Genomic DNA, 13,883 nt, shown 5'->3' with positions numbered 1-13,883 from the left:
GAAAGAGCCGGACGGTAAGGAACGGTATGAAAACTGGCTGCTGTGGCTGTGCAATACCTTCGAAGTGGAAAGCGGCTATGCCGGGCTGTCGTTCGTTCTGCCCTACGCGCGTGAACGCATGTTCCCGTATGAATATGCCCTGGCGCAGCGTTTTTCCGGCGTGATGGTGGACTCTCTGGGTACCCTGGAAGGCGGGGAAGCGGTCGAAGGCCTCAAAGGTGCCTGCTGGTACACCATCCTGGCTACGCCCTGGCTGGAAAGGCTCGGCGGAGAAGATGCCGTCTCTCGGCGTCTTGCGAAAACACCGGAAATCAGCCTGCTCTCCTATAACAACGGGGTGATTATGAAAGCCGGTGAGCTACCTCCACCACTTGGCGAAAAGCAAACGGAAGGTCTTCCTCAATTACTGGTAAAAATAAACCAGATTATTCTCCCTGTTCGTTATGACGGCCATAAAGGACTTCATTTCTATTCCGAATACGAAAACCACCAGTTTGATGAAGAATCCTCCATGAAGTGGTTTGCCCGCTTCGATGAGGCCAGCGCCCTGCTGGAATGAAAAGCCCCCTTTTCAATAAGGGGGCTGAATGACATATCTTAAATCGCCTGCGTAAACGTCCTCGAAATCACGTCCTGCTGCTGCTCGCGTGTCAGCGCATTAAACCGCACCGCATAGCCCGAAACGCGGATCGTCAGGTTCGGGTAATTCTCCGGATGCGCAATGGCATCGAGGAGCATCTCCCGGTTCATCACGTTAACGTTCAGGTGCTGCCCACCCTCAATAGACGCTTCGTGATGGAAGTACCCGTCCAGCAGCCCTACCAGGTTGGTTTTGCGCACCAGCTCGTCTTTGCCCAGCGCCTGCGGCACGATGGAGAAGGTGTAAGAGATCCCGTCTTTGGCATAGGTGAACGGCAGCTTGGCGACCGACGTTAACGAGGCCACCGCCCCTTTTCTGTCACGGCCGTGCATGGGGTTCGCGCCTGGGGCAAACGGCGTGCCGCCGCGTCGTCCGTCCGGCGTGTTCCCGGTCTTCTGCCCGTAAACCACGTTGGAGGTAATGGTCAGGATCGACTGGGTCGGTACCGCGTTGCGGTAGGTTGGCAGCGCCTGAATTTTCTTCATAAAGCGTTCCACCAGGTCGCAGGCGATGCTGTCCACGCGGTCATCGTTGTTGCCGTACTGCGGGTAATCCCCTTCTATCACGAAATCGACCGCCAGACCGGTATGATCGCGCACCGGCTTCACCGTGGCGTATTTAATGGCGGACAGGGAATCTGCCGCTACCGACAACCCGGCAATGCCGCAGGCCATAGTGCGGTAAACGTCCCGGTCGTGAAGCGCCATCAGCGAGGCTTCGTAGCTGTACTTATCATGCATGTAGTGAATGAGATTCAGCGCGCTGATGTACTGCACCGCCAGCCAGTCCATGAAGTGATCGAGGCTCGCCATTACGGTGTCGTAATCCAGTACCTCATCCAGCAGCGGATCGGTTTTCGGGCCGACCTGAATCTTCAGCTTCTCGTCCACCCCGCCGTTGATCGCGTACAGCAGCGTTTTGGCGAGGTTGGCGCGCGCGCCAAAGAACTGCATCTGCTTGCCGATCACCATCGGGCTGACGCAGCAGGCAATGGCGTAGTCGTCGCTGTTGAAGTCGGCGCGCATCAGATCGTCGTTCTCGTATTGCAGCGAGGAGGTAACGATCGACACCTGCGCGGCGTATTTCTTGAACGCGATCGGCAGCTGTTCAGACCAGAGGATCGTCAGGTTCGGCTCCGGCGCGGGCCCCATGGTGTGCAGGGTGTGCAGATAGCGGAAGCTGTTTTTGGTCACCAGCGTGCGGCCGTCCAGCCCCATGCCGCCGATCACTTCCGTGGCCCAGATCGGATCGCCGGAGAAGAGCGTGTCGAATTCCGGCGTGCGCAGGAAGCGCACCATGCGGATCTTCATGATGAAGTGGTCGATCAGCTCCTGCGCCTGCACCTCGTTCAGCCGCCCCGCCTGCATGTCGCGTTCGATGTAGATATCGAGGAACGAGGCCGTGCGCCCCAGCGACATCGCTCCGCCGTTCTGGGATTTTACCGCTGCCAGGTAGGCGAAATAGAGCCACTGCACCGCTTCCTGGGCATTCATCGCCGGGCGTGAGATATCAAAGCCATAGTTGGCCGCCATCTGCTGGATCTGCAGCAGCGCGCGCTTGTGTTCCGCCAGCTCTTCGCGCAGGCGGATCGTCGCCTCCAGATCTTCGCCACGTTCCAGCCTGCCCTGCAGATCGGCGAACTGAAGCTCACGCTCGCGCACCAGATAGCGGATACCGTAGAGCGCCACGCGGCGGTAATCGCCGATGATGCGCCCGCGCCCGTAGCCGTCCGGCAAACCGGTCAGCACGCCGGATTTGCGGCAGCGCATCATCTCTGGCGAATAGACGTCAAACACGCCCTGGTTGTGGGTTTTGCGCAGGTCGGTAAACAGGTATTCAAACTGCGGATCCATCTCCCGGCCATAGGCTTCGAACGAGCTGCGGATCATGTTGATCCCGCCGTACGGATGCAGGGCGCGCTTGAGCGGCTTGTCGGTTTGCAGGCCGACGATCGTCTCCAGATCCTGGTCGATGTAGCCCGGCCCGTGGGCCGTAATGGTGGTGGCAATGTTGGTGTCAAAATCCACCGGGGCGTGGGTGACATTCTCCTGACGAATGCCGACCATCACCTTCTGCCACAGCGCCGTCGTTGCTGGCGTCGCCTGCGCGAGGAAAGCTTCATCGCCTTCATAAGGGGTGTAGTTATGCTGAATAAAATCGCGGACGTTGACGGCGTTTTTCCATTCTTCACCGCGAAACCCGGCCCATGCGTCGCTGTAGGGCGCGACGCCCGTATCGATTGTTACTTTCATCAGATTCTCGCTTTATCAGGCGTAAGCCGCAGCCGGGGTAACCTTCCCAAGACGGAGGGCGTCCAGCGCGATCATTTTTTCTTCGTTGGTAGGGATCACCGCGCAGATCACTCGGGAGGTATCAGTGGAGATGACGCGCTCACCCGCGCTGCCCGGCAGGGCATTTTTGGCGTCGTCGAGGCGGATGCCGAACACGTTCAGATGTTCCGCCACCAGCGCGCGGACAAGCGTTGAGTTTTCGCCGATGCCGCCGGTAAAGACCACTGCATCCAGGCGGTGCAGCGACGCCGCGTGCCCGGCGATATGTCGCGCTATACGGTGAACGAAGGTCTGGATAGCCAGCTGCGCCCGCTCATTGCCGGCGTGCCAGGCTTTCTCCAGCGCCCGTAAATCGGAGGAGATGCCGGAGATCCCCAGCAACCCGGACTCTTTGTTGACCACGCGCTCCAGATCCTCAAACGACTGGCCGGTCTGCTGGGCAATCCACGCCATCGCGCCAAAATCCACGTCGCCGCAGCGCGTACCCATCATCAGTCCTTCCAGCGGCGTCATGCCCATGGACGTATCCACGCTCTCGCCGTTACGCACCGCGCAAATGGACGCCCCGTTGCCGAGGTGGGCAACCACCAGACCGCTGTCATCGGGGGACAGCCCGAGGAGCGCGTGCGCCTGCCCGGACACGTAGCGGTGAGAGGTGCCGTGGAAGCCGTAGCGGCGCACGCCCAGCGCTTCAAAATAGCGGTACGGCAAACCGTACAGGTACGCCTGCGGCGGCAGCGTCTGGTGGAAGCTGGTATCAAATACCGCGACCTGCTGCACGCCCGGAAACAGGCGCTCTGCGGCTTCCACGCCGCTCAGGTTGGCGTAGTTATGCAGCGGCGCCAGCGGGGAGACCTGGCGGATCTGCTCAATCACCTCTTCCGTAATCAGGGTCGACTCGCTGAAGAGGTCACCACCGTGCGCAATGCGGTGGCCAATTAAGGCCACGCTGCTCATCAGGTCACGCTTCTCCAGCTCCAGGGCGATGGCAGCCAGCGCCCCTTCGTAGTCCTGGTGAGCCAGTCTGGCTGGCTCACCCCCGTTCACGGAAATAAAGGTTTTATCCGTGTTGATGCCGTCTGCAATGCCCGTCACCAGGGCGTCGCAGCTGCTGGCATCGAGCACCGAAAACTTAACAGAGGACGAACCGCAGTTAATTACCAGTACAACCGGAAACTCAATCATCATGTGACTCCGCTCTTCCTGAGCAATGGGTTAGAACAGTTTGTAAACGATATTCAGAATGGTCAGCAGGCCCACAACCGTGACGAAGATGTTCTCGGGTTTGCCCTTGTATTTCGCCATGGCCGGTGCTTTGCGGATGGCGTACATCGGCAGCAGGCACAGCAGAGAGGCGATGATTGGCGCGCCCATGGCTTCGATAAGGTCGAGAATGTTCGGGTTGGCGTACGCGACAACCCAGGTGGAGCCCATGATGAACACCATGCTGATGGTGTTCAGTTTGCCGACAGAGACCTTCTTCTTATCGCCTTTGTAGCCGAACTTGAGGATCAGGCCATTCAGCCCTTCCAGCGTGCCCAGGTAATGACCGAAGAAAGATTTGAAGATAGCGACCAGGGCAATAATGGAAGCGCCATATTCCAGTACCGTCGCGAACGTCGATTTAGTGCCGGACATGGAGGCAAAGTGGTTCGCCAGGTAAGAGAGCACCGGAATGTTCTGCGCTTTGGCGTCCGCCATGTTCTGCGGAGAGAGCGTAAACAGGCAGCTAAAGGCGAAGAACATCACCACGGCGACCATCAGCATGCTGGCGCGACCGATGATTTTGGAACATTTCTGCTCGGTGAATTCTTTACCGAACTCCGGCTCGTACTCTTCGCGCTTGGAGACCACAAACGAGGAGACGATAGGCGAGAAGTTGAAGGAGAAGACCATGATGGAGATCCCCAGCCACACCGTGACCAGAATGCCGTCATGGCCGGTGAAGGCGATATCGCTCAGGTTGACCTGGTCGATCACCGCGGAGTTCCAGTAAGGGATCAGCGACAGGGAAATCAGCACCAGACTGGCAATAAACGGGAACACCAGGAAGCTCATCACCTTCACCATCAGGTCTTTACCAAACCAGATAACAAAAGCCATCAGCAGCAGCAGGAACAGCGCCACCACGCCGCGGTTTAGCGCAGGCAGCTGGAGCTGGTTTTCCCAGAAGGTCATGAAGGTGTTAGTAATAGTGACGCCATAAATCCACAGCAGCGGGCAAATGGCAAAGAAGTAGAGGAACGTGATCACCACCCCACCGGTTTTACCGAAATGCTCTTCCACCGTTTCGGTGATGTTGCCGGAGACGTTGCTGCCGGACAGGCAGAGGCGCGCCAGCGCGCGGTGGCAGTAAAACGCAATCGGGAACGCGAGAACCAGCATCAGCAGGATAGGGATTAAGCCCCCAAAGCCTGCGCGAATGGGGAAGAACAGCACGCCTGCGCCAATGGCGGTACCAAACAGGCCAAGCGTCCAGGTGGTATCAGACTTACGCCAGGAGGACGTTTTTGTCTGGCCAACGATAATGCTTTCTGTGTTGCTCATAGGTCACCTTTATGCGTCAACGAAGCCGGTAATTTGGGAAACACGGGAGAGATCGATATTGCCGCCGGAAATAATGCAGACGGTTTTGCGGCCCTGAATATAGTGGTCAAGCTTGCCGCTTAATAACGCGGCACAGGCCAGCGCGCCGGCGCCTTCCGTCACCACTTTATTTCGCTGAATAAGGGCAATCATGCTGTTGCGAATATCGTCTTCGCTCACCAGCACAATATCATCGACCAGTTCACGAACGATTTCGAAGGTTAATTTACCCGGACGAGAGACGTCGCAGCCGTCGGCTAACGTGCCGGTAACGCGATGGTTGGTTATTTCTCCTGCCTGCCAGGAAGCTGCCATTCCGTGTACGTTTTCAGACTGTACGCCGATAATATTAATGGTCGGGTTGATGGATTTAATCGCCGTTGCAATCCCGGCAATTAATCCGCCGCCGCCGATAGGGACAATGACATTATCCACGTCGTATAAATCTTCGAGAATTTCCAGACCGATGGTGCCCTGCCCGGCGATCACTTTGGCGTCATCGTAAGGCGGAATAAAAATGCGCCCTTCCATCTCGACGATTTCGCTCACTTTAGCGATGGTGTCGTTGAAGTTCTCACCGTGGAGCACCACTTCCGCCGAGTAGTCGCGGGTTGCGGCCACTTTAGATTTTGGTGCGCCCATCGGCATCACCACTTTACCGTCGATGCCGAGCATGGCGCAGGAGAGCGACACTCCCTGCGCGTGGTTTCCCGCAGAGCAGGCGACCACGCCTTTGCGCTTTTCAGCATCGGTCAGCGAGCTTAATTTATTAAACGCGCCGCGAATTTTGAACGAACCGGTACGCTGCATGTTCTCAAACTTAAGGAATATTTCGCCCTTACACCGTTCGCTGAGATAATTCGAGCGCGGCATACCGGTTTTATATATCTTGCCTGCCAGTCGTTTTCTGGCGTACTGAATATCTTCAATGGTTACCGGGAGATCGTAGGTAATATGCATAATATCCTCGTTATAATAATTCATTCTTTTCAGGCAAAGTCAGGGTATCAGAGCGTTAATACGTTAAGCTCTGGGTATTTTTAAAATTAAAACTTATTATTCATCGTCGTCTTTCGATATTCATCGACGAATATTGTTTAGCCAGCTCAACTAATACTGACGCCGATTTTTTAATCCTGTAATTTTTAGACCACACGGCAGCATAACGCGCCACGGGTAATTCGTCTTCCACGGGCAGCACAATAAATTGATCCGAACCGAATGGGGCAATCATGTCGCGGGGAATCACCGTCAGATAATCGGCATTCAGGACAAGGTTATAAATGGTGACGACGGAATCGGTCTGGACGATGTTTTCGATGCTGATGTGGTTGTCTTGCAGAGTGGTCAGAAGTTCTTTGTAGTAGCCCATATCGGTTTGCGGCATCACCCACTGCTCGTGCGTAAGCGATGCCAGTGTCGTCGGGCCGGTGCACGTTCGCGTTTTGCTGGCGACCAGCACAAACTCAGACTCAAACAGCGGTTCGACGTGCAGATCCTGCAGCAGCATTTCATCGCTCAGCGTGCCGATAGCGAAATCCAGACGACCATCGCGAATGGCCGGGAGGAAAGAGGAGAGCTGAGCTTCATACATTGAGACGCGCGCTTTCGGGAACACTTCCTTGAATTTTTTGATCATCTCAGACAGGAAGGTAAAACCAATCAGCGACGGATAGCCAAAGGAGACATCCATAACGGTGCTAAAACTGAGACTGTTGATTTCGCTCACCATGTTTTTCATTTCACGGGTGATCGACTCGGAGTACGAGAGCAGAACCTGGCCTGCAGCCGTCAGTTTTACGCCCGTATTTTTACGTACCATCACTTCCACACCGAAGTAAGATTCGATATCGCTGATGATTTTGCTGACGGCGGGTTGCGTCAGGCCCAGTTGTCTTGCAGCAGAACCTATGGAGCCACTTTTAATGACTTCCTGAAATACCACGAGGTGCTGTGTTTTCGGTAGAATAATAGTGTTCATAATATTCTGCGCTTATTTCCCTATGACGGGGTGAATTCTACTCAATAATGTTTCAGGGGGTATGTGCTGTTACTCACAATTTGCTTTGAGCAACCCTTAACTCACGTTTTAAAAACCCATTAAAAACCTTATAAATCAATGCATTGAAGGTAATTAAATACGCTACAACGCTGATATTGATCAACAAAAATAGCGCTAATAAATTTATTTTATGGCGATAACCCGGATTTATTTCACCGTTCTTAAAAAATCAATAAAGACGATATTTCAGGCAATTAAAGGCTAATAAATAACCGTCATTTGTTTGAAACATACTTTCATTTAAGCCATTTTTTACGACATAAATTTTCAAATTTCAGGAAAAGAGTGGAATACGTCACATATTCACGGAGGAAATGTATTTGATTTCAATAAGCGCACATCAAACGAGAAAAGATTTACGAACATTAAGCTAACAATCATAACAAATTATCAATACTACAGATCGCCGGTTTTTTAGATTTAAATTTTGTGATGGCGATCTTCTGCAGATGCCGAGGCGGAACCGTCGAGTGAAAAACAGTGAAATGTGCTTAATGTCGCAAATATGAGAATTGATGTCGTTTGTGTGGTGCCGGATAGCGCTGCGCTTACCCGTTCGTCGTGGTTGTCCGCCGGGGTAATTCCCGGCGACTTATCCAGCCCCTCGTCACAATGATTGCCGTATTCAACTACTATTTCCAGACACCACAACGACTCTTGTCGTTTGTACACATCAGAACTTTTTGTTCCGGAAGCGGGTATACATCATCAGATAGCGTTTCAGATTGCGTAGCGTCATCAGTTTCATCAGGGTTTGCGGGCGCATCTTTTTGTTGCGAATGTAGTATAGAGTGAAGAGCTGATATTTTTTACTCGATACGTCTAATTTGGCTTTGTGTTTCCGGTAAAAACGTAGATAACCTGAAAACTTTCGTCCTGAGCAGGTAATGCGGGCTTCGCCGTGATTGACATAAAGCACCTGTGTGATGTCATCCAGTTTGAAAGGTTCACCGAAGGTTTCTGCAAGCCGATAAAAAGCATCATAATCCTGAGCAGCAGGCAAGGCGTCGTCGAACAGGATCTGCTGCATTCTACTGGTTAAGGTCAGCATTTGGTTGCCTATAATATTCCGTTTATCAAACAGGCTTTTTTTATAAGCCGGTTTCGGATACACCTGTAATTCATCAGGATGATGATATCCGGTACCGTCACAGAGATAATCATTTGCGTACAAAAAACTGTGCAACTGAAGTTTATGTTGCCAGGTAAGAAAAGAGGACAGGCGTGTCGGCAGCCATTCATCATCATCATCCAGACCCGTAATAAGGTCACCACGGGCCATTCTTATAGCCTGATTTCGGACTGCACAAGCGCCAGAGTTAAATTCATTGCGGATATAGGTAATGCGTGGGTCATTCAGTTCGGAGATATACGTCAAGAGTTGGTCAAATGAGGATGAGAAATCGTCAATGATAATGAGTTCCCAGTTCACATAGTCTTGATTCAGTACCGATTGTATGGCTCTGATCGTCAATGCCTGGCGGTTCCAGGTTGGCATGTAGATGGAGATGAGTGGTCGGGATAGTGGCGTATCACTTTCATTTTGTTCATGTTCCGTCAATAACCTGACATCATGGATATCACTTCCAGTAAAATCCACGCAAGTACAATTAGCGTGACTAAAAATTGTACCTTCCGTTTTACAGTAGCTAAGATTAGCGCCTGCAAGGTTGGCACAGGAGAAATCGGCTCCTCGAAGATCACAAAACGAAATATCGCATCCCGATAAATTAATATTGCGTAAATAGAGCCCCCTGAGATCCATAAATCGCAGGTCTGCACCTGCCAAATCAGGCTGATATCGGTGATTTTTAAGTATATTTTTATGATATTGGATTAGTTTTTTTAGTTTGTTTTTTCTGTCCATGCTCAAACGAATGCCGATGAAAAAATTAGGCATTGAGTTAAGCGCTCTTAACATTCTATAGCAATAGTCCCCCTTCATTTTCAGAAATTAATTAGGGACAAACTGTATTCATTAACGTTTTATTTATTTTTCTCATACATTGTAGTGAGCCAGGGTGGTCTGTAGAGCCAATATTGTCAGTAAATAAATATGAATCGCAATCCAGAGGCATACATATAAACTGAAGGCAGACGGAAATGAAGGCTGTCGCGGTTGCAAGGTTTCAGGATAGTCGGGATGGAACAGCCGTTGGTGTGCCTCGTTTGTATCATAAACTGTGTCACATTTTCACCTGGGAAAGCCTGAGACACACCAACGTATTGTTTTAGAAGAAGTTGAAGCTGACCGATAAGCCGGGTTCTGTCGTGGACAGTCATTCATCTAGGCCAGCAATCGCTCACTGGCTCAAGCAGCCTACCCGGGTTCAGTACGGGCCGTACCATGTGAACCCCTATTTGGCCTTGCTCCGGGTGGAGTTTACCGTGCCACGGACTGTTACCAGCCGCGCGGTGCGCTCTTACCGCACCCTTTCACCCTTACCTGATCCCGCTTGCGCGGGCCATCGGCGGTTTGCTCTCTGTTGCACTGGTCGTGGGTTTCCCCCCCAGGCGTTACCTGGCACCCTGCCCTATGGAGCCCGGACTTTCCTCCCCTCCGCCCGTCTCCCCCGAAAGGGACGACGACGAAGCGGCGACTGTCTGGTCAGCTTCGGCGCGCAGTATAGAGGGTTTGCGCGCCGCTGTCACCCTCGGCTGTGGGTAAGCCGTGATTAACGCGCCACTTCCACCTTCGCCAATTTTTCGTAGTAGCATGCAATTGCGCTGTGATCGGCCGTGCCCAGGCCATCGGCACGCAATGCCTGCATCATCTCCATGACCGCTGCGGTCAGCGGCAGCTGTGCGCCCACGCCGTGGGAAGTGTCCAGCGCGTTCGCCAGATCTTTGATATGCAGGTCGATGCGGAAACCGGGTTTGAAATTGCGATCCATGACCATGGGCGCTTTGGCGTCCAGCACCGTACTGCCTGCCAGACCACCGCGAATAGCCTGGTAGACCAGGTCCGGATTGACGCCCGCTTTGGTTGCCAGCGTCAGCGCTTCAGACATGGCGGCAATGTTGAGTGCCACGATCACCTGGTTTGCCAGCTTGGTCACGTTACCCGCCCCAATCTCCCCGGTGTGTACCACGGAGCCCGCCATGGCTTTCATCAGGTCGTAAAATTTATCGAAAATAGCTTTATCGCCGCCGACCATGACCGACAGCGTGCCGTCGATGGCTTTCGGCTCGCCGCCGCTGACCGGTGCATCCAGCATATCGACGCCCTTCGCTTTCAACGCCTCGCTGATTTCACGGCTCGCGAGCGGTGCGATAGAGCTCATATCGATCAGCACCAGGCCCGGTTTCGCGCCGTCGATAATGCCGTTTTCACCCAGCGCGACTTCTTTGACGTGCGGGGAGTTTGGCAGCATGGTGATGATGACATCGCACTGCTCGGCAATGGCTTTCGCGGTGGTGGCTGCTTCTGCGCCAGCCGCTATCACCTCAGCCACGGCCTGTGGATTATGATCGGAGACCACCAGCGAGTAACCTGCTTTGATGAGGTTCTTACTCATTGGTTTACCCATGATCCCCAGGCCAATAAAACCCACTTTCAGCGTCATAATCTGTTTCCTCAATGATGGTTATTTTTTAAAAGCGTCCGCTAATTTCTGCGTAGCCGAGCGGAAAACGCCGAGGTCGCTGCCGACAGCAACAAACGTGGCACCCCACTCCAGGTAGCGGCGGGCATCAGCCTCAACCGGCGCCAGAATGCCACACGGCTTGCCGTGTGCTTTGGCGCGGGCAAAGATGTGCTGGATCGCGCGCTGCACGTCAGGGTGGCTGGCGTTACCCAGATGGCCTAAGGCGGCAGCCAGATCGCTTGGACCGACGAAGATCCCGTCCACGCCGGTTGTGGCGGCAATCGCGTCGACGTTATCGACGCCCTGCTGGCTCTCGATCTGAACCAGAATGGTGATGTTGCTGTTGGACTGCGCGAAATAGTCAGGGACGGTGCCAAACATATTGGCGCGGTGCGAAACGGAAACGCCGCGGATCCCTTCGGGAGGATAGCGCGTTGACGCCACGGCCAGCGCCGCTTGCTCTTCCGTCTCCACAAACGGGATCAGGAAGTTGTAGAAGCCGATATCCAGCAGACGCTTAATAATCACCGGTTCGTTGGTGGGGACACGCACCACCGGGGCACTGTTGCTGCCTTTCAGCGCCATCAGCTGCGGAATAAACGTGCTGATATCGTTTGGTGCATGTTCGCCGTCCAGCACCAGCCACTCGAAACCGGCCAGGCCCAGCACTTCGGTGCTGATAGGGTTTGCCAGCGCGGACCAGCAGCCAATCTGAATCTGGTGCGCTGCGAGAGCCGCTTTAAATTTATTCGGGAAGATAGCGTTATTCATTGTATTTACCTTTTTAATTCCGCAGCCTTTTTCAGCATCATTTTATTTATTCAGACACCGCGCCATCATGATATTTATTATTCGGACATATTCTGGCGTAATAAAATCGTCATTCAGTATAAGATGCAATCCACGACCGCACATTGTTTTAATGCTCAGGTATTACGCTATTTTTTGATAAAAATTTTTGCATATGCACAAAGCACTGGGCGCTAATGCACAGAATCAAGGATTACGGGCTCGCGAGCGATCGGGATCACATTTTGATATTGAATCTGCTGACATGCTTTATTTCTGAAAGCCGCGTATTTATTTCTACCATCAGAAAAATGGCTGAACCTATTATCAGAATTTTGCTGGAGAATACTGACCAATGGCCGACATTGAAATTCGACAGGCACCGCCGACGGCGTTTTATATAAAAGTGCACGACGCCGATAACGTGGCGATTATCGTCAACGACAATGGCTTAAAAGCAGGAACCCGCTTCCCGGACGGGCTGGAACTGACTGAGCATGTTCCGCAGGGACATAAAGTCGCCCTGGTGGATATCCCTGCTGAAAGCGAAATTGTGCGTTACGGTGAAGTCATCGGCTATGCCGTTCGTTCGATACCGCAGGGAAGCTGGGTGGAGGAGTCGCTGGTGGCGCTGCCAGAAGCGCCGCCGCTGAACACGCTGCCGCTGGCAACCCGCGTGCCGGAACCGCTTCCCCCGCTGGAAGGCTATACCTTTGAAGGGTATCGCAATGCGGACGGCAGCGTCGGCACTAAAAATCTGCTCGGCATTACCACCAGCGTGCACTGCGTGGCGGGCGTCGTGGATTACGTGGTGAAAATCATCGAACGCGATCTGCTGCCAAAATACCCGAACGTCGACGGCGTGGTGGGACTGAACCACCTCTACGGCTGCGGCGTGGCGATTAACGCGCCCGCTGCGGTGGTGCCTATCCGCACCATCCACAATATCGCCCTGAACCCCAACTTTGGCGGCGAGGTGATGGTCATTGGCCTCGGCTGTGAAAAATTGCAGCCAGAACGCCTGCTGCAAGGTACCGAGGATGTCAAAGCCATCCCGGCAGACGAGGCCAGCATCGTGCGCCTGCAGGACGAACGCCACGTCGGTTTCCGGTCAATGGTCGACGATATTTTGCAGGTAGCAGAACGCCATCTGGACAAGCTCAACCGCCGCCAGCGCGAAACGTGCCCGGCGTCGGAGCTGGTGGTCGGAACCCAGTGCGGCGGCAGCGATGCCTTCTCCGGCGTGACGGCCAACCCGGCGGTGGGCTATGCGTCCGATCTGCTTGTTCGCTGCGGCGCCACGGTGATGTTCTCCGAGGTGACTGAAGTGCGTGACGCCATCCATCTGCTGACGCCGCGCGCCGTTAATAAAGAGGTCGGCAGGCGACTGCTTGAGGAGATGGCCTGGTACGATAACTATCTCGATATGGGCAAAACCGACCGCAGCGCCAACCCGTCTCCGGGCAACAAGAAAGGCGGCCTGGCAAACGTGGTGGAAAAAGCCCTCGGCTCTATTGCCAAATCCGGGCAGAGCGCCATTGCAGAAGTGCTCTCTCCGGGCCAGCGCCCGACGAAACGCGGCCTGATCTACGCGGCAACGCCGGCCAGCGATTTTGTGTGCGGCACGCAGCAGGTCGCATCCGGCATTACGGTGCAGGTCTTTACCACTGGGCGCGGCACGCCGTACGGCCTGATGGCGGTGCCGGTGATCAAGATGGCGACTCGCACCGAGCTGGCAAACCGCTGGTATGACTTAATGGATATTAACGCGGGCACCATCGCCACCGGAGAAGAGAGCATTGAGGACGTGGGCTGGAAGCTGTTCCACTTCATTCTGGATGTCGCCAGCGGGCGAAAGAAAACCTTCTCGGACCAATGGGGATTGCATAATCAGCTGGCGGTGTTTAACCCGGCACCGGTGACGTGAG

10 protein-coding genes, 1 other RNA gene and 1 pseudogene are annotated in these 13,883 nt (G+C 53.9%); 2 read left to right on the top strand and 10 right to left on the bottom strand.

Annotated elements, in window-relative coordinates:
- Positions 1-559: DUF3396 domain-containing protein (locus B498_RS10360; protein ID WP_008501509.1), on the top strand; the 559-nt coding region annotated here is incomplete at its 5' end.
- Between the two features lie 38 nt (positions 560-597).
- Here B498_RS10360 and pflB read toward each other — a convergent pair.
- The 10 genes and pseudogenes from pflB to garL all read right to left on the bottom strand — a co-directional run bounded on the left by pflB (position 598) and on the right by garL (position 11,937).
- Positions 598-2,892: a formate C-acetyltransferase gene (gene pflB, locus B498_RS10365; RefSeq protein ID WP_008501508.1), complete on the bottom strand. Its 2,295-nt coding sequence runs from the start codon at positions 2,890-2,892 to the stop codon at positions 598-600.
- A 15-nt stretch (positions 2,893-2,907) separates the two neighbouring features.
- Positions 2,908-4,116 (bottom strand): propionate kinase, encoded by a 1,209-nt coding sequence (tdcD, locus tag B498_RS10370; RefSeq protein ID WP_008501507.1) that lies wholly within the window; start codon positions 4,114-4,116, stop codon positions 2,908-2,910.
- Positions 4,117-4,146: 30 nt separating this feature from the next.
- On the bottom strand, positions 4,147-5,478 hold the full coding sequence (gene tdcC, locus B498_RS10375) for a threonine/serine transporter TdcC (protein WP_008501506.1): 1,332 nt from the start codon (positions 5,476-5,478) through the stop codon (positions 4,147-4,149).
- Between the two features lie 9 nt (positions 5,479-5,487).
- Complete coding sequence (gene tdcB, locus B498_RS10380) at positions 5,488-6,477, bottom strand: bifunctional threonine ammonia-lyase/L-serine ammonia-lyase TdcB (protein ID WP_008501505.1); 990 nt, start codon at positions 6,475-6,477, stop codon at positions 5,488-5,490.
- Between the two features lie 100 nt (positions 6,478-6,577).
- Positions 6,578-7,498, bottom strand: coding sequence for a transcriptional regulator TdcA (gene tdcA, locus B498_RS10385; RefSeq protein ID WP_008501504.1), 921 nt, complete (start codon positions 7,496-7,498; stop codon positions 6,578-6,580).
- A gap of 754 nt (positions 7,499-8,252) precedes the next feature.
- Positions 8,253-9,140 carry a colanic acid biosynthesis glycosyltransferase WcaA gene (gene wcaA, locus B498_RS22740; RefSeq protein WP_227009871.1) on the bottom strand — a complete coding sequence of 296 codons (888 nt, stop codon included), beginning with the start codon at positions 9,138-9,140 and terminating at the stop codon, positions 8,253-8,255.
- A 24-nt stretch (positions 9,141-9,164) separates the two neighbouring features.
- Positions 9,165-9,446 (bottom strand): annotated as a pseudogene (locus B498_RS23470) (pentapeptide repeat-containing protein); the annotation flags it as partial.
- 372 nt (positions 9,447-9,818) lie between these two features.
- An RNA gene (gene rnpB / locus B498_RS21865) (RNase P RNA component class A) lies at positions 9,819-10,195 on the bottom strand.
- Positions 10,196-10,254: 59 nt separating this feature from the next.
- Complete coding sequence (gene garR, locus B498_RS10390; RefSeq protein ID WP_008501502.1) at positions 10,255-11,145, bottom strand: 2-hydroxy-3-oxopropionate reductase; 891 nt, start codon at positions 11,143-11,145, stop codon at positions 10,255-10,257.
- 21 nt (positions 11,146-11,166) lie between these two features.
- Positions 11,167-11,937 (bottom strand): 2-dehydro-3-deoxyglucarate aldolase, encoded by a 771-nt coding sequence (gene garL, locus B498_RS10395; RefSeq protein ID WP_008501501.1) that lies wholly within the window; start codon positions 11,935-11,937, stop codon positions 11,167-11,169.
- A gap of 373 nt (positions 11,938-12,310) precedes the next feature.
- Here garL and garD point away from each other — a divergent pair, with 373 nt between their 5' ends.
- Positions 12,311-13,882 (top strand): galactarate dehydratase, encoded by a 1,572-nt coding sequence (garD, locus tag B498_RS10400; RefSeq protein WP_008501500.1) that lies wholly within the window; start codon positions 12,311-12,313, stop codon positions 13,880-13,882.
- Position 13,883 lies beyond the last annotated feature (1 nt).

The sequence above is a fragment of the Enterobacter sp. SST3 genome, assembly GCF_000286655.1.
Classification (GTDB): Bacteria; Pseudomonadota; Gammaproteobacteria; order Enterobacterales; family Enterobacteriaceae; genus Enterobacter; species Enterobacter roggenkampii.
The sequence above is the reverse complement of the archived record's forward strand: the minus strand, read 5'-3'. Positions and strand labels throughout refer to the sequence as shown.